Genomic DNA, 24,541 nt, shown 5'->3' on the forward strand with positions numbered 1-24,541 from the left:
CCTCATACCCGGACGGTGAGAGCGCCGGTGTCCAGCGTCGGCGTCATCACCCGTTCCAGCGCGGCCAGATCGCGTTCGATCGCGCGGAAGAGCAGATAGCTGGCCACGAACATCACGATGCTGCCGATGCACAGCATCCGCACCACCACGATGATCTGCCCGATGTCGGCGACCGGCAGCAAGGTCACGCCCGCGACCGCCAGCAACGGAATCGACGCCGCGACCAGCAGATATCCCACGCAGCGTCGCTGCAATCCGCGCAGCAGCGCCACATCCGCTTCGCCGGGCGCGTCGTATCCGAGCAGCATCGGGTACACGCAGCGCACGATGTAGAAGCCGACCAGGAAGAACGGGTACGCCAGCGCGATCGCCCCGCACACCGCGTGCGAGGCCAGGAAATGCGCGAAGGCGTGCGGCGCGAGTTCCTCCCCGGCCAGCGACACCCCCACCGGGTAGCTCGCGGCGCTGATCATCCAGAAGGCGAACGCGACCAGCACGCTGCGATCACCCAGCAGGATCGCCGCCTTGCGCGCCCGCGCCAGCTCGCGGGGCGAGTACTCCACACCCCGGCTCAGCCCGTGCGGGACCGTGACGACCCGGCGTGACCAGTACGTCAGCAGGATCGTGGCCAGCCCGAAGAACAGCACGTTGGTGATCAGCGTCGACACGGCGAACAGTTCCTGGGTCCGCTGCGACAGCCGTCCGGTGACCAGCGACTGGTTGTGGTCGATGTTGTAGAGCGATGCCAGCAGATTCGGCACCGCCACCGCGGCGGCCACCAACGGCACCCGCCACGCCCGCAACCGCCGCCGCCAGCTGTCCCGGGGCGGGTCGACCAGGTCCCTGGCCCGCTGATCCAGGCACAGATCCAGTTGCCGGGCGAGCACCCCCGCGTTCGCCCAGCGACGTCGCGGATCGGGTTCGAGACAGGTCGACAGCACCCGGCGCAGCGCGGGCGGGCAGTCGGCGGGCACCCGCCGGGAGGCATCGGCCGCGACCGTCCGGCTCGTCTGCGCGCGGTCGGAATCGGAACCGTCCGCACGACAGGGCGATTCGCCGGTGAGTAGTTCCCACAGCAATCCGCCGAGCGCGTGGATGTCGTCCTCGGCGCCCGGCGGTGTGTCGTGTGCGGGCGTCGAGTGCCGTGCGCTCGTGGGCGGCCGGATCTCGTCCCGGACCCCGGTGGGTCCGGGGGCGACGCTCGGAGTCCGCACCGCGACGTCGGCGAGCGCGGGCTTCGGCTGCGGTGCGTCTGCGGACGACCGGTGAGGGGCCGGCAGGGCGAAATCGGCCAGCTTCGGCACACCCTCGGCGGTGAACACGATATTCGCCGGTTTGATGGCGCGATGCGCGGTGCCGTGCCGGGCGGCGTAGTCGAGGGCGGTGGCCAGGCCCCGGCCGATCCATGCGACGGTCTCCGGCCAGCTGAGCTCGGCGAGCGCGCGACGGACAGGCGAATTCGCCGGGGGGATCTCGCCTTTCGACTCCATCGCGGCATCGACCGCCGCGAGCAACAATTCGCCGCTCGCCGGTTCACGGCATCGCCTGCGCAGTGCGAGCAGTTCTTCGGCGGTGCCGCCGGGCAGGTACTGCATCCACACCAGTGCGGCGGTGTCCGCGACGGGCAGCCGCTGATCGAAGACGCGCACGATGTGTGGATGGTCGAACCGAGCCATCGTGCGCGGCGCCCCACCGGCCCGGTCGGTCAGCCGCAGCGCGACCAGGCGTTGCATGGAGATCTGCCTGGCCAGAAAGACCCGACCGGAGGCGCCGGCGCCCAGTTCGGTGCGCAGTTCGAAATCGTCGATCCGATCGCCGGGGCGCACGTGGGCGATGTCCTCGGCCCTGAGTTCCGATGCCGCCTCCGTCGTCCCGGGTGCCGCCGGACTCGAACTCTTCGGCCCGGCATCCGCTACTGCGGTATCCACCGGATCGGCTGTGCCCGAGACCGCTCGCTCCCGAGTGTCCGGAGGCGTCGTCCACCCGGTCGCCTCGCCGGATGCGAGGGACCGACCGGGAGACGTGCGGGTTGTCGCGTAGAGGCCGGTCGCCTCGCCGGGAACCGCGTGCGCGGTGGGGTCCTCGTGCGGAGCCGGGGAGGCGGGGTGGGGCGGGTGCTCGTGGAGCAGGTCGAGCAGCGCGGAGGGGCCGGACAGTTCGGGGAAATCGCGGCGGTAGTCGTCGATGTCCTTGGCGAGTCCGGGACGAGCGGCGCGCTCGCGTAGGTCGGCGCGGATGAGGGCGATCAGGACCGCTCGGCGGACGCGGGACGCGGGGGGGACGAAATCGGCCGGGCGGGGTGGCTCGCCCCCCTGGCGAAGGTACTCGCGCCACTGCTCGTGGAATCGGACGAGGGCGTCGGCGACCGGATCGGTCACGAGGGCGGGTCCGCGGGGCCGGAGCGATCCGTGTCGCGGTGCAGCGAATCGGGCGCGACCACCCGCTCGAGGGCGTGCAGGTCGGCCTCCAGTGCACGGAACAGCAGATACGACCCCACGAAGGCGACGATGGCGCCGACGGACAGCACCCGTACCGCGACGATCACCTGCGGGATGTCGGCGGGCGGCAGGAAGGTCACCCCGGCCACGGCCAGCAGTGGCACCGAGGCGGCCACCGCCAGGTAGCCGTTGCAACGCCGGTCCAGCGCCCGCAGCCGGACCGCGTCCCCCGCGCTGATCTCCCCGTGCCGCAGGAAGATCGGATAGATACAGCGCACGATGTAGAAGGTCGCCAGGAAGAACGGATACGAGGCCGCGATCGCGCCGCACACCACCAGCGAGGCCAGGAAGTGGACGACCGCGTTCGCGGTGATGCCGCCGGTCGACAACTGCAGTGCCAGCGGGAAGGTGAGCCCGGCCAGCACCCACAGCGCGAACGGGATCACCACCGCGCGCTCGCCGAGCAACAACGCGTCGTTGCGTGCTCTCCGTAGCGTTTCCGCGTCGTAGCGTTTGCCCTTGCGCAGACCTCGCGGCACCGCGAGCACCGACCGCGACAGGTAGGCCACCACGATGAATCCGAGCGGGAAGAAGACGCTGTTCACGAGGCCGGTGATGATGAGGAAAGTGCGCTCGGCATCCTCGTCCATCCGGGAGACGATCAGGGTCTGGTTGTGCTGGATGTTGTACAGCGAGGCGAGCAGATTCGGCACCCCGATGGCGATCACCAGCACCGGGATGATCCACGGCCGCAGCCGCAGCCGCCAGCTGCCGGGCTTGGGGTCGACCAGATCCCTGGCCCGCTGATCCAGGCACAGATCGAGCTGTTTGGCGAGTACTTCGCCGCTCGCCCAACGGTTCTCGCGGTCGGATTCCAGGCAGGTCAGCAGCACCCGGCGCAACGCGGCGGGGCAGTCCGGCGGAACCCGTTCCAGTGCGGCCGGGTCCACGCCCATCCTGCGGCGCTCCAGCATCGCCTCGAGCGTCGTGTCGTCGCTGCGTTCGCCGACGCCCGCGGTGGAGTCGTCGAAGGGTTTGGCGCCGGTCAGCAGCTCCCACAGCACCACGCCGAGGGAGAAGATATCCGCGCGGGTATCCAGATCGGCCGCCGAACGAGCCCGGCCGGGATGGCAGGCCTCGAGCTGCTCGGGCGACATGTAGGACAGCGAGCCGCCGAAGTAGGCGACCGGGCTGGTGCCGGACACATTGCGGCTGAAACTGATGTTGAAATCGGCCAGTTTCGGCACTGCCTCGGCGGTGAGCAGCACATTCGCCGGCTTCACGTCCCTGTGCAGCACCTCGTGCGTGGAGGCGTACTCCAGCGCCTCGGCGAGCCTGCGGCCCAGCCAGGCGACCGTCTCCGGCCAGCTCAGCGCCGCGATCTCGGTGCGCACGCTGGAATCGGTGGGCCGGATCTCGCCCTTCTCCTCCATCGCGGCGTCCACCGCGGCCAGCAGCAGCTTGCCGTCGCGTTCGGCGGGCTGGGTGGCGCGCACCCAGCGCAGCACGCTCAGCAGCGTGCCGCCCGGTAGGAACTGCATGTACAGCAGCCGCAACCGCCGCGTGGCGGCCCCCGATCCGCGCTGGGCGTCCATCAGCCGCTGATCGAAGACGCGCACGATGTAGTCGTGGTCGAGTTGGGCCAGCGTCTGCGCCTCGGTGCCGTGATCGGCGGAGATCTTCACCGCGACCAGCCGTTGCATCGACCGCTGCCTGGCCAGGAACACCCGCGCGAACGCGCCGCGGCCCAGCCCGGTGAGCAGATCGAAATCGCCGACCCGCTGGCCGACGTGGATGCGGTCGAGCGGGTCGAGATCCTTGTCCGGGCCGCGCCCGGTCGTCGTCGCCGGTGCGGTCGCCGGGTCGGCGGCAACGGTGGGATCGGCGTCATCCGGGGAGTAGGCGCCGGTGGCTTCGGTATCGAGCGATGCCAGGGCGTCGACGTCGGTGTAGAGGGTGAACGCGGTGGCTTCGAACACGGTGGTCTCGAACGCGGTGCCCTCGAACACGGCGGTGCCCTCGAACGCGGCGGTGCCCTCGAAACCGGCGGTGCCCTCGAGTTCACCGGCGGCGAATGCGGCACGGCCTTCGAGCTCGGTGGTTTCGAGCTCGGTGGTTTCGAGCGCTGTGTTCGCTACGTGTTCGGTGGTTTCGAGCGCTGTGTTCGCTACGTGTTCGGTGGTTTCGAGCGCTGTGTTCGCCTCGCGCTCGGTGGCTTCGAGCGCAGCGGTTGCCTCGGTATCGGGTGGGCGGGTCGACGGTCTGCTCTGTGGCTCCGTCACCTCGGACGTCGCCGCTGCCTGTGTCGCGTCGAGTGCGTCCGCCGTCGGGCCGGTCGCCGCGGGGGTGGTCGACGACGCGCGGGTGGTCGTCGCGGGGGTGGTCGTCGCGGGGGTGGTCACGGCATGCGCGTCCGGCGGGGTGGAGTCGGTGGCCCCGTTTCCGGTCAGATAGGTGGTGTCGTCGGTGGGCGCGTCCTCGTCGGGTCCTGCGCGCCGGGTGCTCTGGTCCAGGTCGTCGGCATTGAGCAGCTCGCGCAGGACTTCGGCCTGAGCGGGGTATTCGCGCAGGCATGCGCGCGGGTCGACGTGCTCGCCGCTGTGCCTGCGGACGACGAATTCCTCATAGACGAGCCCGGCCGGGAGCCGGTCGCGATCGAGTTCGGGGAATTCGGCGCAGTACTCGGCCAGCCGTTTGCGCCGAGTGGCCGGGTCGGTGTCGGACGATCCGGCCCGCGGTCGTCCCAGCCAGCGGTAGCGCAGATCGACGCGGATCAGTTCGACCAGCGCCTCGGTGCGCAGGGTCCGCGCATCGGGGAGGAAGTCGGTGATTCGTGGCAGCGGGGCGGCACTCTGCGCCTCGGGCAGGTGGACAGCGGCTGCCCAGGCGGCGGTGAAGGCGCTCACCGCCGCGGCTTCACTCTCGAGCGCCCGGCCGTTTCCGCGCAGACCGGGGCTCGTCGGAACACTTCTCTCGGACTCGGCACTCATTCTCGGACCTCGAGGCTGAGCGGGTGGCGCGTACCCCCCGCGCTGGTCGGCAACGAGCTGTGCCGGATTGCGACCACCCGACGGATGCGTCCCCGCGTGGTACTTCGAATGATACGTGCCCGAAGTCGGTGGTCCGGCAGTTCAGCCAGGATTCGGCGGTTCAGCCAGGATCCGGCAGTCCGGCACCGAACCGGCATCCGGCCAGGATCCGGCCGTCCCGGCACGGGGGCGACGCGGCCCCTTGCCGTGGACAGCGACCGCATCCGTGCGGGTCGTCAGCTCGCGACCGGCTGAGGCTGGTGCTGAAGCGTGGCGAAACCGCCCTCGGTCGCGCGGCCGGCGAACTCGAGAATGGTCGGACGGGTGTCGTCGGCGCGCCAGGCGACTGCCAGTTCGCAGGGCGCGATACCGCTGAGCGGGCGCGCGGTCAGACCCGGCCACCGGTACATCGGCACATTGTTCTCGGCCAGCAGGCACACGCCCAGGCCCAGGCTGACGGCTTCGAGCTTGTCCTCGGGGGTGGCCGCCTCGGCTCCGACCTTGGGCGCCCGGCCGCCGCGCGCGTCGTTGCCCAGCCAGAAGTCGCGGATCGCGCCGGCTTCGGCGGGTAGCGCGATGAACGGCTCGTCGAGCAGATCGGCGAAATCGATGACCTCGTGGCCGGCCAGCGGATGGTTCTCCGGCAGCAGCACCCAGCGCGGCTCGGTGCGCAGCACCTGCCAGCGGTAGCGGTTGGAGTCGGGCAGTGGGAGCCAGACCAGCGCGAGATCAGCCTGTCTGCCCGCCAGCCCGCTGGAAGCGTCGTTCCAGGACGCGGCGTGCAGCGCCAGCCGGTACCCGCTCGCGCTCTCCAGATCGTTGAGCAGTCCGCGGCCCATCGCGGACTGGATACCCACGCGCAACACTTCGCCCGCTTCCTGCAGCGAGATGTTGGTGACCTCCCACAACTCCAGGATCTTGCGCGCACCGTCGAGCAGTTCCTTGCCCGCGACGGTCAGCGCCACGCTGCGCTGATTGCGATCGAACAGCACGACGTCGAGCTGACGTTCCAGCTGACGGATCTGCCGGGACAGGGTGGGTTGAGCGATGTGCAGCCGCTGAGCGGCGTTGGTGAAATGCAGTTCCTCAGCGACGGCGACGAAATACCGCAGGTCGCGCAAGTGCGGGTCCATAGCCCTTTGCTATCAGAATCGGTCTTGAATTTCCAGCCTTATCAAGCCGAGAAGTCTGGATAGTGCGAGTGAAACCGTCCAACGGTTTGTTACTCGACAGCATAGAGGCTTCTGTGGTGATTCGCACCATGCTCTTCGGCGAATTGTGGGCAGCCTCGCTGCCGCTGGGAATCGCGGATCAATTTGGACGCTCGACCAGCGTGAATGACGCCCTCCGGTCCCGGTCGGACGCCTCGGGGTCGATGCGATCGGCGGTTCCGGTAATCGAACAGAGAATGAATCCGGACGGAAAGATGTGAGACGGGAATATTATGAGTGATCTTCATCACATTATGTGTATCGAGCACGCGTAATGGGTCCCGAGACGACGAAAGCGCTGTGATCCACGACCGAGTCGTGAACCACAGCGCTTCGCGCGGAGAGGGTGGGCGAGGCTGGTCCGCCCCGAGCCGGCTCGCCGCCTAGGATTCGCTGTTGCGCTTCAGTTCGAGCAGTGCGGGGACGTTGAAGCGACGCAGGCCGCGCGCGCCGGCCAATCGCATCGCGCCGACGGCGGTCAGCAGGTTCGGCAGCTTGACCGGGTACCAGAACAGCTCACGCTCCTGGGTGGGCATGATCGGCTTGGTGATCGCCTTCTGCCTGCAGTACTTGCGCACACCGGCGGCGCCGCCCCAGCGCGCGCCCACACCGGACAGGCCCCAGCCGCCCATCGGCAGCGCGAAACTGAACAGGTTGGCGAACACGTCGTTGATGTTCACCGCGCCCGCGTTCAGCTGGCGCGCGATGCGCTCGCCGCGATCCTTGTCGCCGGTCCAGACCGAGGCCGACAGGCCGTAGATCGAATCGTTGGCCAGCCGGATGGCCTCGGCTTCGTCGGCCACCTTGATCACCGGCAGCGTCGGGCCGAAGGTCTCCTCGGTGATGCAGGTCATGCCGTGATCGACGTCGACGAGCACGGTGGGCTCGAAGAAGGTGCCCTGGCCGGTGCGCTTGCCGCCGGTGAGCACCTTGGCGCCCGCCGCCACCGCCTCGTCCACGTGGCGCTGCACGATCCGCACCTGGTTCTCGTTGGCGAGCGCGCCCAGATCGTGCTCGACCGCGCGACCGTCGAGGCCCTGACGCAGCGCGGCGACCTTCTCGGTCAGCTTGGCGACGAACTGGTCGTAGACCGGCTCCTCGACGTAGACCCGCTCGATCGAGATGCAGACCTGGCCGGCGTTGAACATGCCACCGAAGGCGATGCCGTTGGCGGCGCGCTCGAGATCGGCGTCGGCCAGCACGATCGCCGGATCCTTGCCGCCGAGTTCCAGGCTGTAGGGGATCATCCGCTCGACACAGGCGGCGGCGATCTTGCGACCGGTCGCGGTGGAGCCGGTGAACTGCACGTAGTCGACGTTGTCGATCACCGCGGCGCCGGTCGCGCCCGCGCCGGTGACCACCGCGAAGACCGGAGGCGCGCCGATCTCCTCCCAGCCCCTGGCCAGTTCCAGCGCCGAGAGCGGGGTGACCTCGGAGGGCTTGAGAACCACGGTCGCGCCCGCGGCCAGCGCCGGGAACACGTCCATGATCGGCATCGCCAGCGGGAAGTTCCACGGCGTGATCACGCCGACGACCGGGTAGGGCCGGTAGGCGACGGTCAGCTTCTTGACCCGGGCCAGCGGGCTGTGCGGCGAGGGATGCTCGTCGGCGAGGAACTTGGCCGCCCGCCGGGCGTAGAAGCCGATCAGGTCGGCGCCGAAGGACGGGTCGATCAGCGCGTCGCCGCGCGCCTTGGCGGTCTCGGACTGCAGCACGTCGGCCAGGTGCTCGGTGTTGTCGATGATCCAGTCCTGGAACGCCAGCAGCCACTTCTTGCGGCCGTCGGGGCCGAGCGATTCCCAGCCGGGCTGATGCCTGCGCAGTTCGGCCACGGTGGCGGCGATCTCGTCGGCGCTCCGTACCGGTACCGAGCCGACGATCTCCCCGGTGCCGGGGTTGCGCACCTCGATCACGTCCGGTGCCGCCGCCTTGTCCGCGACGGCCTTCGTTTCGGCGGCCTTCTTCCCGGGGGCGTTCTCGGAGGCGCTGCCGTTCGTGGCCTGCTCCGTCGAGGCCTGCTCCGTCGAAGCCTGCTCTGTCGCGGCCTGCTCCGTCGCGCTCTGCTCGGTCACGCTCTGCTCGGTCACGGCCTGCTCGGTCGCGGACTCGGTGTTGGTCACTGCTGTTTCTCCCACTGACGTCGTGCTGTGGACATCGCCGTGTGCCGACCGCTGTGAGTCAGCTCACTGAACTATGATCGTGACACAATACAGGGGGAGTTTCTTGGCCCATTTTGTCAATAAGATCGGGTCGATTTGTGGCGATGAAACAAAAACCGGACGCAGACCGGCTGGAGACCCGGACGCTGGTGGGCAGCACCAGCCCGGTGGTCCTGGCCTGGCTGGCCGACTACGTCTCGGACACCATGCGCTCGGACACCCTGGAGGGTGTCGTGGCCAGGCTCGACAGCGTCATCGTGGCCAAGGTGCCCGAACTCGCCGACCGGGACATGAGCCGCGATCTGGCCGCCAGCACCCGCGCGCACGCCCGGACCCTGCTGAGCAATCTGACCAGCGACACCTTCGAGTTCAGCCTGCCCGCCGAGGCACACGCCTTCGCCCGCACCATCGCCCGGCGCGGCTTCGACATGCGGGTGCTGCTGCGCACCTATCACGCCGGGATGGAGGCCGTGCTCGAGTACATGAACGAGGCGGTCGAACAGCGCGAGGTGCCGCGTGAGATCGAACGCGCGGTCATGCTGCGGATGTTCGACCGCACCACCAAATGGATCAGCATGTCGGTGGAACTGCTCACCGACACCTATGTCGAGGAACGCGAACGGGTGCTGCGCGCGGCGCTCAACCGGCGCACCGAGACCGTGCGGGCGCTGCTGGCCGGGGAGGAACTCGACGCCGACCAAGCCGCGGTGCGGCTGGGGTACCGCCTCACCGGACATCATCTGGCCTTCGTGCTGTGGACCGACCAGGGCGAGCCCGGTGGCGACGCGGAGGTGACCGATCTGCTCGACCGGGTCGCCGCCCGGATGGCCGCGGATCTGGGCAGCGCCCGGCTGCTCACGGTGTCTTCGGGAGCGAGCGGGATGTGGGCATGGGCCGGACTCGACGACCAGGCCCACGCCGCCGAACTCGCGCTCCCCGGCCGGATCGAACAGTTGCTGGCAGGCTCGGTCGACGAACCCGTGCGGGTCGCCTTCGGGGTGCCGGGCGCGCGGGTCGCCGGGTTCAGGTCCGGGCACCGCGAGGCGATGGCGGCCCGTCAGGTCGCCGAGCGCGGCGACGCCGGGCGCCGCGTCACGGCCTATCGGGACGTGGAGATCGCCTACCTGGCCGGCGTCGACGCCGAGGCCATGCGGGGACTGATCGAGCGGGAACTGCGCGCGCTGGCGGGCGCCGAGGAGAACGCCGTCCGCCTGCGCCGCACCCTGTACGCCTATCTCGCCCAGCACCGCAGCCCCGAGGCGACCGCGAAAGCGCTCGGCGTGCACAAGAACACGGTGCGCTACCGGTTGCAGCGCATCGAGGAACTGCTCGGACATCCGATCGAGCAGCGCGGCCTGGCGCTGGAGGTCGCGCTCACCTGCCTGGCCGCCTACGACGAGGCGGCGGGCCTGTCGCCCGATCCGCCTCAGTCCGCGGCCGCCTCCCTGACCCGCACCCGGCGCGCGGGCGGTTCGACACCGTCGGCGACCGGGTGATGCGGGAGTTCGGCGAGCAGCGTGGTCGTCGCGGCCGCGATGGTCGCCACGGCCTTGTCCACGGCGGCCTTGGTGGTGGTGGACAGGCCGGACACACCACCGACCTTGCGCACGTACTGCAGTGCGGAAGCATAGATTTCCTGCTCGGTAGCGGCTGGTTCCAAACCGCGCAGGCGGGTGATGTCACTACACATGCGTGCACATTAGCCCCCCGAAAGCCGATGTGGCACCGCGAGAATCTGCTGGGCGCGAAATCGGTCGCGATGACGGCGAAGAAATCCCCCGCTGGACGATAACGGCGCTCCCGCACCGGTCCATGGTGAACAATCGTGGGCATGCCTGCCCGCGGTATACCCACATTGACGACCTTCCCGTACGAAGAGCTCGACAAGCGGGAGGAGGACCACTGGTCCGGCGCCGCCATCTCCGACGACGAATTGCGCGCGCTGGCGCTCGGTGGCTACTACTCGACCCGCTGGGATGCGTTCCACGACGCGCTGTTGCTCGGCCCGGAACGCGAGCACCCGCTCGGGGATCGCCGCGAACTCGCGATCGACACGCTGACCGGCGCGTGGGGCATCACCGACGGCACCGAGGCGCAGGCCTCCATGGAGCAGCTGCTCGACGGCATGCACGCCCCGCTGTACGCCCTGGTGAATCCGCTGGTGAAGGCCTCGATCAATGCCAGTGAACGGGACCGCTTCGGCGAGCGCGCCGACCGGCACCGGGCGTTCCTGCGCCAGATCGCCTCGTTCCGCGGGATGGAGAACCCGGAGTCGTTGGTGCGTGACTACGACATCTGGGCCCAGGCCATCAAGATCGGCTTCACCGATCATCTCGCCCGCCCGCTGCCCGCCGACATCCACGCCTGGGATCTGGCCAGGGTGGTCGCGGTCGCGCGGATGGCCTTCACCGCCGGATACATCGAGGCCGACGTGGCCTGGGGCTATCTCATGCGAGCGCTACCGCTGGCCCAGCGCAAATACCGTAACTGGCGGCAGTTCGGCGACGCCTATCTCACCGGCTGGACCTACTGGCAGGCGTGCGAGGACCTGGCCGAACTCAAGAACGGCGGTGTCGACCGGCGGCTGGAACTGCTGCGGTTGTGGATCCGCCCGACCAGCCCGTGGCGTCGCATCGAACTCAACGGCCCGAAGCCCGAGGGCGGTCCCGACCTGCTCGAGGAGATCGACCGGGATGGCGAACCCGGGGAGCCCGGCGCGGCCGGGGACACCGGAGCATCCGGCGACCCCGGCCCGGCCGGGGGCTGAGTCAGCCCGCGTCCGGCAGCGAGCGCAGGATGCCGCGCCCGTAACGCTGGAACTGCACGTCGTCGACCATGCCGAGGGAGTGCCGCTCGACCAGCAGCTCCCACTCCGCGTACAGCTGGGCGACACCCGGGTCGGACGGGCCTGCCGCGCCGTCGACGGCCTCGCGGCGCACCGCGAAGGTCACCGCGCACGCGACGCGTTCCATGTCGGCCCGGTCCGCGCCGGTGAAGCGCAGCGTGAGGTGGCCGTCGTGGATGTCGAGGCCGGTCTCGCCGCGTGCCGCGCCGATTTCCCCGGGCGCCCCGGCGGGCGTCTCGGTCGCGTGTGCGTACAGCACCGCGGCGACCGGGAATTCGTAGGCGAAGCCGTTCTCCGGGTCGAGAGAGACGAACAGCACCCGGCAGGTGGTGGCGGCCAGCAGACCGGGACCGGCGGCGGGACGGGCGGTGGCCACGGCCGTCTCCAGGACGTATTCGTCGGGCCGGACGAAATGGTGCAGCGCGGCGATCCCGGCCTCCGCGTCCGCTCGCGGGGTCATCCGCGACACCGCGCGGTCGACGTCGCCGCGGGTGGGCCCGTCCTCGGTCCACACCGGTGCGGGCGGATCCAGCTCCGGGGCGGCGATGTCGACCCGCCGCGCGTTCAGGATCTGGTCGTTGATGCGCTCGACGATGCGGCCTGCCGCGGGGACGTCGTGCTCGGCGATGAGCACCGGCAGCGGGGTGCGGTCGGCCGGTACGCCGGTGAGTACCGGGGCCGGATGGCGCAGATAGATCTCGATCACGACGGCGTCGTCGGCACGCCTGCTCAGGCGGACCTTCAACAATTCGTCGACCGGGACATCCAGGACGCGCTCACCTTCGGCGTCGCCCTCGCCGCCCGGCCGGAGAACGATCAGACGTCCGTGCCCGTGCCGCACGATAGCGGTGGGTGTTCGTAGCTCGACTATGTCCATACCCCCTGCGCTCCGTTTTTGTGTCGTCGCTCACGATAGGCCGAACATGACATGCTTGTGTCCACTCGAGGTAAACCGGAGCGAGGAATCGGGAACCTGAGCTGTTCTCCGGTCGTTTACCTGTCGAACCGCACCGATTGCCGAACGGCGCGATGTATCGAGTAGACCGTACGCGGTAACCTGGCATGTCCGCATCCGATTCCCCCAGCGGACGGAACCCGGGTGCGTAATGCCACACGCTGTGCTCGATGTATCGCTGCTCGATGGATCACTCGGCAAGTACCCGGAGAAACCGGAAAGGACTGGCCGCCCGGCCTACGCTCTATGAACCGCAAGACAGTGTTTCGCACCCTGGCGATAGTCTCCGGCATCTTGCTGGTGATCTATGCGTTCAGCTACTTCGGAGACGACACGCGCGGCTGGCAGGGCGTCGACACGTCGGTGGCGTTGAGTCAGCTCCAGGACAAGGCCAACGTCGAGAACGTCCAGATCGACGATCGCGAGCAGCAGCTGCGCATCGATCTGAAGAACGGCAACGACGCCACCAAGGGTTCCGACAAGATCATCGCCAAGTACCCGGGCGGCAGCGAGACGTCGGCGAAGATCTTCGACGCCGTGCAGGAGTCCGGCGCGCCCTACAACACGGTGGTCAAGCAGGACAGCTGGCTGGCCCAGATCCTGTTGTTCGTGCTGCCGATGGTGATCCTGCTCGGCCTGTTCATCTTCGTGATGGCGCGCATGCAGGGCGGCGGTCGCGGCGGCATGATGGGCTTCGGCAAGTCCAAGGCCAAGCAACTGTCCAAGGACATGCCCAAGACCACCTTCGCCGATGTGGCGGGCGCCGACGAGGCCGTCGAGGAGCTCTACGAGATCAAGGACTTCCTCCAGAATCCGGTTCGGTACCAGGCGCTCGGCGCGAAGATCCCCAAGGGCGTGCTGCTCTACGGCCCGCCCGGCACCGGTAAGACCCTGCTGGCGCGCGCGGTCGCGGGCGAGGCGGGCGTGCCGTTCTTCACCATCTCCGGTTCGGACTTCGTCGAGATGTTCGTCGGCGTCGGCGCCTCCCGGGTACGCGACCTGTTCGAGCAGGCCAAGCAGAACAGCCCCTGCATCATCTTCGTCGACGAGATCGACGCCGTCGGCCGCCAGCGCGGCGCGGGCCTGGGCGGTGGCCACGACGAGCGTGAGCAGACCCTCAACCAGCTGCTCGTCGAGATGGACGGCTTCGGCGACCGCACCGGCATCATCCTGATCGCGGCGACCAACCGCCCCGACATCCTCGACCCCGCGCTGCTGCGCCCCGGCCGGTTCGACCGGCAGATCCCGGTCGGCAACCCCGACCTGGCCGGTCGCCGCGCGATCCTACGGGTGCACTCGCAGGGCAAGCCGATCTCCCCGGAGGCCGACCTCGAGGGCCTGGCCAAGCGCACCGTCGGCATGTCCGGCGCCGACCTGGCCAATGTCATCAACGAGGCCGCGCTGCTCACCGCGCGCGAGAACGGCTCGGTCATCACCGGCGAGGCGCTCGAGGAATCGGTCGACCGCGTCATCGGCGGACCGCGCCGCAAGAGCCGCATCATCAGCGAGCACGAGAAGAAGATCACCGCCTACCACGAGGGCGGTCACACCCTGGCCGCCTGGGCGATGCCCGACATCGAGCCGGTCTACAAGGTCACCATCCTCGCGCGCGGCCGCACCGGTGGTCACGCCATGACCGTGCCCGAGGACGACAAGGGCCTGATGACCCGCTCGGAGATGATCGCCCGCCTGGTCATGGCGATGGGCGGCCGCGCTGCCGAGGAATTGGTGTTCCACGAGCCGACCACCGGCGCCTCCTCCGACATCGATCAGGCCACCAAGATCGCCCGCGCGATGGTCACCGAATACGGCATGAGCGCGCGTCTCGGCGCGGTCCGCTACGGCCAGGAGCAGGGCGACCCGTTCCTCGGCCGGTCGATGGGCGTGGCCTCGGACTACTCGCACGAGGTCGCCCGCGAGATCGACGAGGAGGTGCGCAACCTCATCGAGGCCGCGCACACCGAGGCCTGGTCGATCCTCAACGAGTACCGCGACGTGCTCGACGATCTGGCCGTCGCGCTGCTGGAACGCGAGACGCTGCACCGCAAGGATCTCGAGCAGATCTTCACCGGGGTGACCAAGCGCCCGCGCATCACCGCGTTCAACGACTTCGGCGAGCGAGTTCCCTCGGACAAGCCGCCGGTGAAGACCCCGGGCGAACTCGCCGCCGAGCGCGGCGAGCCTTGGCCCCCGGAGCAGCCCGTGGACCAGGCGGCGGTGCAGGTCGCGGCCAAGCAGCTGCAACCGGTGCCGGCCAACGGGCACGCGGCGGGGCATCCGCAGGGCGGTCCGTCCGCCCAGGGCGGCTACCACGCGCAGCCGCAGTACGCCCATCCGCAGCCGGGCGGCTACACCCCGCCCACCGAGAGCTACCCGCGGCCGGGCGCGCCGACCCAGGGTTCGCGACCGGACTACGGCGCTCCCGCCGACTGGTCGGCTCCCGGCTGGCCGCCGCGGGAAGAGCCGACGCAGCAGGCAGGCGCCCCCGGCTACGGCGGATGGAACAGATCCCAGCCGCAGTCCCCGCCGGAAGCGCAGCAGCCGCCGCAGGGGTTCCAGCCGTGGGGTGAGCCGCCGCAAGGCGCGACAGCAGGCCAGGAAGGTCAGGCCTACGACGAGCCGTCGCGTCCCGGGCCGGGACACGACGACGACCGCCGTGACTGGGACGGACCGAACGGTCGGCCCTGATCGGGTGACGATTAGGCTCGACCCACGCCGGTGGGCGAAGGACCACCGGCGCGGATTTGGAGGTGTCCTCGATTGTCGGCCAACCATGACACGGCGTTCGACGCCGTGACCGGCGCGGAATTCGACGGCGCGAACGGCGCGGCGCCCGAGCCGGTGTTGCGCGCGCAAGAGACCGGTCGCCCCTTCGACCAGGACCGGGCGGAAGCGGCGGTCCGCGAACTGCTGCTCGCCGTCGGCGAGGACCCGGATCGCCCCGGCCTGATCGACACCCCGGCCCGGGTCGCTCGCGCCTACCGCGAGATGTTCGCCGGGTTGTACGTGGAGCCCGACCGGGTGCTGGACACCACCTTCGACGAGGGTCACCAGGAACTGGTGCTGGTGCGCGACATCCCGATGTACTCGACCTGCGAGCACCACCTGGTGTCCTTCCACGGTGTCGCGCACGTCGGCTACATCCCCGGCCCGGCCGGGCGGGTGACCGGGCTGTCCAAGCTGGCCAGGGTGGTCGATCTCTACGCCAAGCGCCCGCAGGTGCAGGAACGGCTGACCAGTCAGATCGCCGACGCCGTCATGCGCAAGCTGGAACCGCGCGGCGCGATCGTCGTGGTGGAGGCCGAGCATCTGTGCATGGCGATGCGCGGCATCCGCAAGCCCGGCGCGAGCACCACCACCTCGGCGGTGCGCGGCCTGCTGCAGACCAATGCCGCCTCGCGTTCCGAGGCGCTCGATCTGATTCTGCGGAAGTGAACCAGGCCGCAGGGAAGGCGGAACCGGTGTCCGTCCCGACCGTCACCGCGCGCGGCGACCGCCGCTGCGTGGTGATGGGCGTGGTGAACGTGACCGGTGACTCCTTCTCCGACGGCGGGCGGTACCTGGACCCCGACCGCGCCATCGCGCACGGCATCGAGCTCTACGCGGCGGGTGCCGACATCATCGACGTCGGCGGCGAGTCGACCCGGCCGGGCGCCGATCGCGTCGATCCGGTCACCGAGGCCGCGCGGGTGACCCCGGTGATCCGCGGCCTGGTCGCCGCAGGCGTGCCGACGAGTGTGGACACCATGCGCGCCGCGGTCGCCGAGGCCGCGCTGGCCGCGGGAGTCGGGGTGATCAACGACGTCTCCGGTGGTCGCGCCGACCCCGACATGGTGAAAGTCGTCGCCGACGCGCGGGTTCCGTGGATCCTCATGCACTGGCGCGCGGCGGCCGACTATCGGCACGCGGGCCCCGCCGAGCACTACGACGACGTGGTGGCCGAGGTGCGCGCCGAACTCGGCGCCCAGGTCGAGCTCGCGGTGGGCGCGGGGGTCGATCCCGGCAGGCTGATCCTCGACCCGGGTCTGGGCTTCGCCAAGAACGCCGAGCACAACTGGGCGTTGCTGGCCGCGCTTCCTGAGTTCGTCGCGGCCGGCCTGCCGGTGCTGATCGGCGCGTCACGGAAGCGCTTCCTGGGTACCCTGCTCGCCGACGCCGACGGTCCGCGCCCGCCCGACGGCCGCGAAATCGCCACCGCGACGGTCTCCGCCCTTGCCGCCCAGAACGGGGCCTGGGGTGTGCGGGTGCACGACGTGCGCTCCTCGCTGGACGCGATCGCCGTCGTCGACGCCTGGCAGCGGGCGAGAACCGCGACCCCGTCCGAGCGGCCGGGAGGAGCCACCCGATGACCCAGCCGAGCGCACCGGCCGGTGCCGCCGGACCGAGACCGGCCGGACCGGACCGAGAACCGGACCGGATCGAACTGCGCGGCCTGCGCGTGTTCGGCAGGCACGGCGTCTTCGAGCACGAGCGCCGCGACGGCCAGGAATTCGTCATCGATCTGACCGTGTGGGTGGATTTCACCGTCGCCGCCGCCTCCGACGACCTCGCCGCCACCGTCGACTACGGCGCGCTCGCCGAGCGGGCGGTGCGCATCGTGGCCGGTCCGCCGCGCAATCTGATCGAGACGGTGGTCTCCGAGATCGCCGACGACGTGATGACCGATCCGCGCATCCTGCGCGCCGACGTGGTGGTGCACAAGCCGTCCGCGCCGATCCCGCACACCTTCACCGATGTCCGGGTGGTCACCTCCCGCACCAGGCAGGAGGCCGGGTGAGCCGGGCGGTGCTGTCGATCGGCTCGAACCTCGGCGACCGGCTCGCGCACCTGCGCGGCGTGGTCGACGAGTTCGCCGACTGCCTGGTCGCGGTCTCGCCGGTGTACTCGACCGCGCCGTGGGGCGGGGTCGAGCAGGACGACTTCCTGAATGCGGTGCTGGTGGTCGACGACGACGCGCGCGAGCCCGCCGATTGGCTGGCCGCCGGGCAGCGCCTCGAGCAGGCGGCGCATCGGGTCCGGGAGATCCGTTGGGGTGCACGTACTCTCGATGTCGACGTGGTGTGGTGCGCCCGCGGCGGGGAGCCGGTGATCAGTGCCGATCCGGTACTGACTCTGCCGCACCCGCGTGCCCACGAACGCGCCTTCGTGCTGATCCCGTGGCTGGCTGTGGAGCCGGAGGCGGTCCTGGCCGTGTCCGGCGTCGAGCGGCCGGTGCGGGACTGGCTTGCCGATCTGGAGACCGCCGACCGTGCGGGCGTGCGACGCACCGAGTTGTCGTTGAGTGCCCGCGGCCTCGCGGGGGAGGGATCGTCGGAGTGCAACTGAAGCCGACCAAGGCATGGGACCTGGTGGCCACGGTCGTGATCGCGGCCCTGCTGGCCTGGGTGGCGACGCGGTTCGCCTATGGCAGCTTTCCGCCGATCTCGGTGTTCGCCGGCGCCTCGCTCTATCCGGTGGCCGCGATCGAGGTGGCGCTGGCGTTCGTGATCCGGGCCAGGGTGCGCGACGAGGAAGTGGGCACCGGCCGAAAACTGCACCCGATCACCGCCGCCCGCGCGGTCGCACTGGCCAAGGCCTCGGTGCAGGTGGGCGCGATCGTGGCGGGCATCTGGCTCGGTTTCCTGTTCTGGGTGTTCCCGCAGCGCGGTGAGCTGACCGCGGCCGCCGCGGATTCCCCCGGGGCCCTGGTGGGCTTCTTCGCGGGGGTGGCGTTGGTCGCCGCCGCGTTGTGGCTCGAGTATTGCTGTCGGGCCCCCGACGACCCCACCGACGAGACCGCTACCACATAGCGAATTCCGGGACAGGAATCACTCCGGCGCATCGTGGGCGGAGCTGCGCGCGCAGGCTACCCTGGCGGGCATGGTTGGACCGTCCCTCAGCAGCGCTTCCCGTCCCCGGCGGGATCAAGCGGGACGCTATTTCATCGGCACTCTGGTGCTGCTGGGACTGGTTGCCAGTGTGTTCCTGATCTTCAGCAACAGTCTGCAGCTGGTCCGCGTGGGCATGGTGGCCGCGCTGTGGGCCGCGGCCATCGGCGCGATGGCCGCCACCAAGTACCGCAAGGACGCCGCCGTCGATCAGGCGAAGGTCCGCGACCTGCAGAAGGTCTACGAGTTGCAGCTGGACCGGGAGATCTCCGCGCGCCGCGAGTACGAGATGGGCGTGGAGGCCAGGGTCCGCGAGGAGGTCGGCGCGGATGCCGCCGAGATGGCCGCCCTGCGCGCCGAACTGTCTGTCCTGCGCCAGAGCCTGCAGCGGCTCTTCGACGGCGATCTGCCCGTCGACCGCCCAGCCCTGCGCGCCGACGCCGTGCGCGTCCACGCGCTGCCCGGCAGCTCCGGCAGCGCGGCCGAGCCCGATGCTTCGGCGAACGGTAGCTCGCCGAATGCCGAAATCGCCTCCCGCGCCCGCGTATCGACCCCGGTGTTCGAACCGGGCCACCCCCACCCCGCCGCCTTCGCGGGCCCCGACGACGAACCGGTGACCGCCGAGACCTCGATCGTCCCCGCCGACTACGACCCGTCGGCCCCGACCCGTCTCGGCCCGAGCAACTGGCCGCACGCGTTCCACGCCCTCGGCGACACCGGAGCCTGGGCCGACGTCTACGCCGCCTCCGAAGCCGACGAGTCGTCGACCGAGTCCGATGCCTCCCCGGCCGGGGGCGCGGCCCCCGCGTCCGATGCTGTCGGTGCCGCCCCGGCCGTCTCATCCAGCGCCGCCGCGCCCGTCGGTACTGCCGCGCCGGTCGGTACTGCCGCGCCGGTCGGTACTGCCGCGCCCGTCGATACCGCCGCGCCCGTCGATACCGCTGCGCCTGCGATCCGGACACCCGCGACGTCCTCCGCCTCGCCCGCCGCGGCCGACGCGAGCACCGCCGGTTCCATCCCTGCGATCGAGCCCACCCCGGCGCCCGAGCCGAAGTCGGTCGTCGGCACCCCCTCCCGCCGCCGTCGTCGCGGGGAATCCGGTGACGGGGCCGGTGGGCGCAAATTGTCCGTCGCCGAGATCATGGCCAATCTCGCCTCCGAACAGCAGCGCGGCAACTGAACCCCACCGCCGGAGCGGGTGAGCGATAAATCACGTCCGGTCCCGGTAGCTCTGGCAAACGACGGGCGGATATTCTCGACCACGAAACGTCCGGTACCCGCAGCGCGGGACTGGAACGACATCGAGAGGACAACGTTGACCTCGGCAAGCCCGACTTCCGACAGCGCCGCGTCGGGATTCGACCCCGCGCCCGCACGCCTGACGGTGGGAATCGTCTCGGCGGGACGCGTCGGATCGGCTCTCGGCTCGGCTCTGGAACGCGCCGGACACGTGGTGTTCGGCGTCGCCGCCATCTCCGATGCCTCCAAGCATCGGGCGCGCACCCGGCTGCCCGACTCGGAGATCCTGCCGGTCGAGCAGGTCGCCGCGCGCGCCGAACTGTTGCTCCTCGCCGTCCCCGATGCCGAGCTGCCCGGCCTGGTTCGCGGCTTGGCCACCGCGGGCGTGGTTCGTCCCGGCACGCTGGTGGCGCACACCTCCGGCGCGAACGGCGTCGCCGTGCTGGAACCACTCACCGCCCTGGGCGCCCGCCCGCTGGCCATCCACCCGGCCATGACCTTCACCGGCCACGACGAGGACCTCAGCCGCCTGGCCAACGCCTGTTTCGGCGTCACCGCCGCCGACGACATCGGCTACGCCGTCGCGCAGTCGCTGGTGATCGAGATGGGCGGCGAGCCGGTCCGGGTGGCCGAGGAGAACCGCACGCTCTACCACGCCGCCCTCGCGCACGGCAGCAATCACCTGGTGACCCTGGTGCTCGACGCGGTGCAGGCGCTGCGGGAGTCGCTGGCCGGTCCCGGCCTGCTCGGCCAGCAGATCGTCGACGATCAGCCCGGTGGCCTGGCCGAACGCCTGCTCGCCCCGCTCGCCTCGGCGGCCCTGGACAACGCTCTGCGCCGTGGCCAGTCCGCCTTGACCGGCCCGGTGGCCAGGGGCGACGCGGACGCGGTGGCCGCCCATCTGGACGCGCTCGACGCCGCCGACCCCGGCGTGGCCCAGGCCTACCGCGCCCTTTCGCTGCGCACGGCCCGCCGGGCCGCCGCCGACCCCGCCCTGATCGACCTGCTGGAAGGACGCCGATGATGAACACCGCACTGCGTGGCGCGTATCGCCCCGGCGAGCTGACCGTGCACCACGATCCGGAGGTGCTCGGGTCGGTGGCCAAGGCGCTGCGCGGCGTCGGGCGCACGGTCGCGCTCGTCCCCACCATGGGCGCGCTGCACGACGGTCACCTCGAGATCGTGCGTCAGGCGAAACGGACCAATCAGGTCGTCATCGTCTCGATCTTCGTCAATCCCCTGCAGTTCGGCGCGGGCGAAGACCTCGACACCTACCCCCGCACCCTGGACGCCGATGTGGAACTGCTGCGCGCCGAGGGCGTGGAGCTGGTCTTCGCGCCCAGCCCGGCGGACATGTACCCCGACGGCCCGCGCACGACCGTGCATCCCGGCCCGCTCGGCGCCGAACTCGAAGGCCGCACGCGGCCCACGCATTTCGCGGGCATGCTCACCGTGGTCGCCAAACTGCTCCAGATCGCGCGCCCCACCCAGGCGTTCTTCGGGGAGAAGGACTACCAGCAGCTCACCCTGATCCGGCAGATGGTGCGCGATCTGAACTTCGACGTGAAGATCGTGGCGGTGCCGACCGTGCGCGAGGCAGACGGTCTGGCGCTGTCCTCGCGCAACCGCTACCTCGACGACGCCCAGCGCGAGACGGCGCTGACGCTCTCGGCCGCCCTGTCGGCGGGCGCGCACTCCGGTGGCCTGGGCGCCCAGGGTGTGCTCGACGCGGCACGCGCGGTCCTCGACGCCGCCGACGGCATCGACCTGGACTACCTGGAACTGCGCTCGTCGACGCTCGGCCCGGCCCCGGCCACCGGCAACGCCCGCCTGCTGGTGGCGGCCAAGGTCGGCGCCACGCGCTTGATCGACAACATCGCCGTCACCCTCGGCGCCCCGATCGACGGGCACCCGAACCACAGCGCCGCGCCGCAACCGGCGCCCGCCGATCCCGCTCTCGTTCCCCCCGCGCGCTAGAAAGGCGACGACGATGCTGCGCACCATGATGAAGTCCAAGATCCACCGGGCCACCGTGACCCACGCGGACCTGCACTATGTGGGATCGGTGACGGTGGACCAGGACCTGCTCGACGCCGCCGATCTGCTCGAGGGCGAGCAGGTCTGCATCGTCGACATCGACAACGGCGCCCGCCTGGAGACCTACGTCATCGCGGGCGAGCGCGGTTCCGGCGTGATCGGCATCAACGGCGCCGCCGCGCACCTCGTGCACCCCGGCGACCTGGTGATCCTCATCGCCTACGGGATGATGAACGAGCAGGAGATCGCCGCCTACGAGCCCAAGGTGGTCTTCGTCGACGAGCGCAACCGCGCCGTCGAGCTCGGTGCGGACCCGGCGCACGCGCCGGAGGGGTCGGGTCTGACCTCGCCGCGCGCGCTCACCTTCGTCTGATGCCCGAACCTTCCTCCACGACCGAGGAAGCCTCGACCGGGGGACCGATGCTGCTGACCATCGACGTCCGCAACACCAGCATCGAGCTGGGCCTGTTCACGGGCAGCGGATCGCACGCGCGCCTGCACCGGCACTGGCGCATGCACACCAACCCGCTGCTGACCGCCGACGAGTTCGCCATGCAGCTGCGCGGCCTGATCGGCGCGCCGCTGGAGCAGGTGGTCGGCCTCGCCGCACTGTCCACGGTGCCACCGGTGCTGCACGAGCTGCGCGCGATGCTGGACCGGTACTGGTCGCACGTGCCGCACGTGGTGGTCGAACCCGGCGTGCGGACCGGCATTCCCTTGCTGGTCGACAATCCGAAGGAGATCGGCGCGGACCGCATCGTGAACGCGCTGGCCGCCTACCAGCAGTTCGGCACGGCCGCGATCGTCGTCGACTTCGGCACCGCCACCACCGTGGACCTGGTCTCGGCCAAGGGCGAGTTCCTGGGCGGGGTGATCGCCCCCGGCGTCGTCATCTCCGGGGAGGCGCTGATCGAGAAGGCGGGTCTGCGCCGCGTGGAGCTGGCCCGGCCGCGCTCGGTCGTCGGCAAGAACACCGTGGAGGCGATCCAGTCCGGCGCGGTGTTCGGGTTCGCCGGCCTGGTCGACGGGCTGATCGATCGCATCCGCGACGAGTTCGACGCCTTCGCGGGCGACGATGTCACCGTGGTGGCCACGGGCAGCAGCGCGCCGCTGATCGTGCCCGAGTCCGAGACCATCGACAAGCACGAACCGCACCTCACGCTGACCGGCCTGCTGCGCGTCTACGAGCGGAATCAGCAGCGGCGCAAGGGATGACGGTGCGGCAGCGGCGGACCGAGGCGAGCGCGGCGTGGATCACTCTTTCCGGGGCTGTCGTCCGGGCGGACGACGCTGCTACACTCGCTGACGTGTTCCACCGTGTGCGCACCCAGGAGTGTTGTCGAGGCTGATCCGGCCTCGACCGTTCGAGGCCGACTTCCGATAGTCCCCTCGACCGTTCTCCCCTTCTGGAGTATCGCTCATGCGTTCCTCTGTTCTTCCTTCCTCTGATTCCGCGCAGGCCCCCGCCGAGCCGACGGCGTCTTCTCCGACGGCTTCTTCTCCCGCGGCGGACACCCTGATTGCGGACGTTGCCCCGCTCGTGACGAAGTCCCCGCTGATCACGCCGCGTCGTCGCGCCACCACCGTGCGCCTGTCCGACGACCCTCGCCTGGAGCGCCCGGTCGCGCCCGCGTTGCCGACCCGGCTGCGTCCGGCCGACCTGCTGCGCATCACCGACGAGGGCGCCGAGGACGTGCTCGACGGGCGCTACGACCACCTGCTGCCCGAGGGTGGCATCCTGCCCGCCGGTGAACGCTGGTCCACCCGGATCCACGCCGACGACGAAGTCGACGTCTGGCTGATCAGCTGGACTCCGTCGAAGACCACCGAATTGCACGATCACGCGGGCTCGCTCGGCGCGCTCACCGTGCTCAGCGGCGCGCTGTCGGAATTGCGGTGGAACGGAACGGAATTACGCGCCAGGACACTCTCGGCGGGTGACCAGGCGTCCTTCCCGATCGGCTGGGTGCACGAGGTGATGCGCGCGCCCGCGGCGATCGAACCCCACACCGCCGAGCCGACCCTGAGCGTGCACGCGTATTCGCCGCCGCTGACCGCCATGTCCTATTACGAGGTCACCGGTCACGGCACGCTGCGCCGCACCCGCACCGTTCTCACCGATGAGCCCGAAGGTGATATCCGATGAGCCGTCTGACCGTCGACCAGATGCTCGACCACGCCCGCGCCGCCCTCACCCGTATCTATGCCTGGCAGCTTCCCGAGGCTCTGGGCCGCGGCGCGATACTCGTCGACATCCGCCCGCAAGCCCAGCGCGATCGCGAGGGAACTCTGCCCGGCGCCTTGGTCATCGAACGCAATGTCCTGGAATGGCGACTCGATCCGTCGAGTTCCGCGCGATTGGCGCTGGCCACCGATCACGACGTGGAATGGATCGTGGTCTGCTCGGAGGGATACACCTCCAGCCTGGCCGCCGCCTCGCTGCAGCAACTCGGTCTGCACCGGGCCACCGATCTGGTCGGCGGTTATCAGGCGTTGAAGGCCGCCGGGTTGCTCGCCGTCGCCGCGGGAACCGCGCATTTCGCCCGTGAGGTCGCCGCGCTGGCGTCGCTGTAACCGCCTCGCCTGCCCCGCTGGAAATACGACTTTCGACACCGGATTCCACGCCGGCCGCTCGCCCTCGCGCGTGCGGTCGGCGAGGCGTTCCCGGCCTGTTCGCACGGTGTCCGGGCGCTCGCGGACGGATTTGCGGGCCACGCTAGGGTTACCCGATGTGAGCACCCCGAATGCGCCTGCAGGCAAG

General features: G+C 70.2%; 22 protein-coding genes. 16 read left to right on the top strand and 6 right to left on the bottom strand.

The features are described 5' to 3' along the window. Positions 1-2: 2 nt before the first annotated feature. The 3 genes from NS3_RS12215 to NS3_RS12225 all read right to left on the bottom strand — a co-directional run bounded on the left by NS3_RS12215 (position 3) and on the right by NS3_RS12225 (position 6,600). Complete coding sequence (locus NS3_RS12215) at positions 3-2,378, bottom strand: protein kinase domain-containing protein (protein ID WP_067858412.1); 2,376 nt, start codon at positions 2,376-2,378, stop codon at positions 3-5. Continuing rightward, the gene (locus NS3_RS12220) at positions 2,375-4,417 is read right to left on the bottom strand and encodes a serine/threonine-protein kinase (RefSeq protein WP_373865299.1); all 2,043 of its coding nucleotides are present in this window, start codon (positions 4,415-4,417) and stop codon (positions 2,375-2,377) included. Before NS3_RS12220 ends, NS3_RS12215 begins: the two co-directional genes overlap by 4 nt. A gap of 1,286 nt (positions 4,418-5,703) precedes the next feature. Further along, entirely contained in the window at positions 5,704-6,600 is an 897-nt protein-coding gene (locus NS3_RS12225; protein ID WP_067858415.1) for a LysR family transcriptional regulator, read from the bottom strand. A gap of 68 nt (positions 6,601-6,668) precedes the next feature. Between NS3_RS12225 and NS3_RS12230 the strand changes: the two genes are divergently transcribed. Beyond that, entirely contained in the window at positions 6,669-6,899 is a 231-nt protein-coding gene (locus NS3_RS12230) for a hypothetical protein (RefSeq protein ID WP_157101290.1), read from the top strand. A gap of 162 nt (positions 6,900-7,061) precedes the next feature. Here NS3_RS12230 and NS3_RS12235 read toward each other — a convergent pair whose 3' ends face one another. Beyond that, positions 7,062-8,591, bottom strand: coding sequence for an aldehyde dehydrogenase family protein (locus tag NS3_RS12235; RefSeq protein WP_373865300.1), 1,530 nt, complete (start codon positions 8,589-8,591; stop codon positions 7,062-7,064). Positions 8,592-8,941: 350 nt separating this feature from the next. On the opposite strand from NS3_RS12235, the gene NS3_RS12240 reads away from it, so the two are divergent. After that, positions 8,942-10,333 (top strand): PucR family transcriptional regulator, encoded by a 1,392-nt coding sequence (locus NS3_RS12240; protein WP_084495431.1) that lies wholly within the window; start codon positions 8,942-8,944, stop codon positions 10,331-10,333. On the opposite strand, the gene NS3_RS12245 is transcribed toward NS3_RS12240, so the two are convergent. Continuing rightward, positions 10,264-10,527 (bottom strand): DUF2277 domain-containing protein, encoded by a 264-nt coding sequence (locus NS3_RS12245; protein WP_067858422.1) that lies wholly within the window; start codon positions 10,525-10,527, stop codon positions 10,264-10,266. The genes NS3_RS12240 and NS3_RS12245 overlap by 70 nt on opposite strands. A 141-nt stretch (positions 10,528-10,668) precedes the next feature. On the opposite strand from NS3_RS12245, the gene NS3_RS12250 reads away from it, so the two are divergent. Further along, entirely contained in the window at positions 10,669-11,604 is a 936-nt protein-coding gene (locus NS3_RS12250; protein WP_245649583.1) for a DUF1266 domain-containing protein, read from the top strand. A 1-nt stretch (position 11,605) separates the two neighbouring features. On the opposite strand, the gene NS3_RS12255 is transcribed toward NS3_RS12250, so the two are convergent. Further along, entirely contained in the window at positions 11,606-12,559 is a 954-nt protein-coding gene (locus NS3_RS12255) for a hypothetical protein (protein ID WP_067858425.1), read from the bottom strand. A 324-nt stretch (positions 12,560-12,883) separates the two neighbouring features. Between NS3_RS12255 and ftsH the strand changes: the two genes are divergently transcribed. From ftsH to NS3_RS12320, 13 genes are all read left to right on the top strand, one after another. Further along, positions 12,884-15,325, top strand: a complete 2,442-nt coding sequence (ftsH, locus tag NS3_RS12260; protein ID WP_067858428.1) for an ATP-dependent zinc metalloprotease FtsH — start codon at positions 12,884-12,886, stop codon at positions 15,323-15,325. 72 nt (positions 15,326-15,397) lie between these two features. Next, positions 15,398-16,072 (top strand): GTP cyclohydrolase I FolE, encoded by a 675-nt coding sequence (gene folE / locus NS3_RS12265; protein WP_067858436.1) that lies wholly within the window; start codon positions 15,398-15,400, stop codon positions 16,070-16,072. A 74-nt stretch (positions 16,073-16,146) separates the two neighbouring features. Further along, positions 16,147-16,986 carry a dihydropteroate synthase gene (gene folP / locus NS3_RS12270; RefSeq protein WP_067858820.1) on the top strand — a complete coding sequence of 280 codons (840 nt, stop codon included), beginning with the start codon at positions 16,147-16,149 and terminating at the stop codon, positions 16,984-16,986. Next, on the top strand, positions 16,983-17,414 hold the full coding sequence (folB, locus tag NS3_RS12275; protein WP_084495433.1) for a dihydroneopterin aldolase: 432 nt from the start codon (positions 16,983-16,985) through the stop codon (positions 17,412-17,414). Before folP ends, folB begins: the two co-directional genes overlap by 4 nt. Next, entirely contained in the window at positions 17,411-17,962 is a 552-nt protein-coding gene (gene folK / locus NS3_RS12280; RefSeq protein WP_067858439.1) for a 2-amino-4-hydroxy-6-hydroxymethyldihydropteridine diphosphokinase, read from the top strand. The genes folB and folK overlap by 4 nt, the downstream gene beginning before the upstream one ends. Then, the gene (locus NS3_RS12285) at positions 17,959-18,426 is read left to right on the top strand and encodes a DUF3180 domain-containing protein (RefSeq protein ID WP_067858823.1); all 468 of its coding nucleotides are present in this window, start codon (positions 17,959-17,961) and stop codon (positions 18,424-18,426) included. Before folK ends, NS3_RS12285 begins: the two co-directional genes overlap by 4 nt. Positions 18,427-18,496: 70 nt before the next feature. Next, entirely contained in the window at positions 18,497-19,684 is a 1,188-nt protein-coding gene (locus NS3_RS12290; protein WP_157101291.1) for a DUF6779 domain-containing protein, read from the top strand. A gap of 135 nt (positions 19,685-19,819) precedes the next feature. Continuing rightward, positions 19,820-20,767, top strand: coding sequence for a Rossmann-like and DUF2520 domain-containing protein (locus NS3_RS12295; RefSeq protein ID WP_067858445.1), 948 nt, complete (start codon positions 19,820-19,822; stop codon positions 20,765-20,767). Then, a complete protein-coding gene (panC, locus tag NS3_RS12300; RefSeq protein WP_174550465.1) occupies positions 20,764-21,720 on the top strand; it encodes a pantoate--beta-alanine ligase in 957 nt (318 codons plus the stop codon). The genes NS3_RS12295 and panC overlap by 4 nt, the downstream gene beginning before the upstream one ends. 13 nt (positions 21,721-21,733) lie before the next feature. After that, positions 21,734-22,153, top strand: a complete 420-nt coding sequence (gene panD / locus NS3_RS12305; protein ID WP_067858451.1) for an aspartate 1-decarboxylase — start codon at positions 21,734-21,736, stop codon at positions 22,151-22,153. A gap of 47 nt (positions 22,154-22,200) precedes the next feature. Then, positions 22,201-22,995, top strand: coding sequence for a type III pantothenate kinase (locus tag NS3_RS12310; protein ID WP_067858826.1), 795 nt, complete (start codon positions 22,201-22,203; stop codon positions 22,993-22,995). 370 nt (positions 22,996-23,365) lie between these two features. Next, positions 23,366-23,926 (top strand): cysteine dioxygenase, encoded by a 561-nt coding sequence (locus tag NS3_RS12315; protein ID WP_084495462.1) that lies wholly within the window; start codon positions 23,366-23,368, stop codon positions 23,924-23,926. A gap of 5 nt (positions 23,927-23,931) precedes the next feature. Next, entirely contained in the window at positions 23,932-24,354 is a 423-nt protein-coding gene (locus NS3_RS12320; protein WP_084495464.1) for a rhodanese-like domain-containing protein, read from the top strand. Positions 24,355-24,541: the final 187 nt, after the last annotated feature.

It is taken from the genome of Nocardia shimofusensis NBRC 100134 (genome assembly GCF_001613125.1).
GTDB lineage: Bacteria > Actinomycetota > Actinomycetes > Mycobacteriales > Mycobacteriaceae > Nocardia > Nocardia shimofusensis.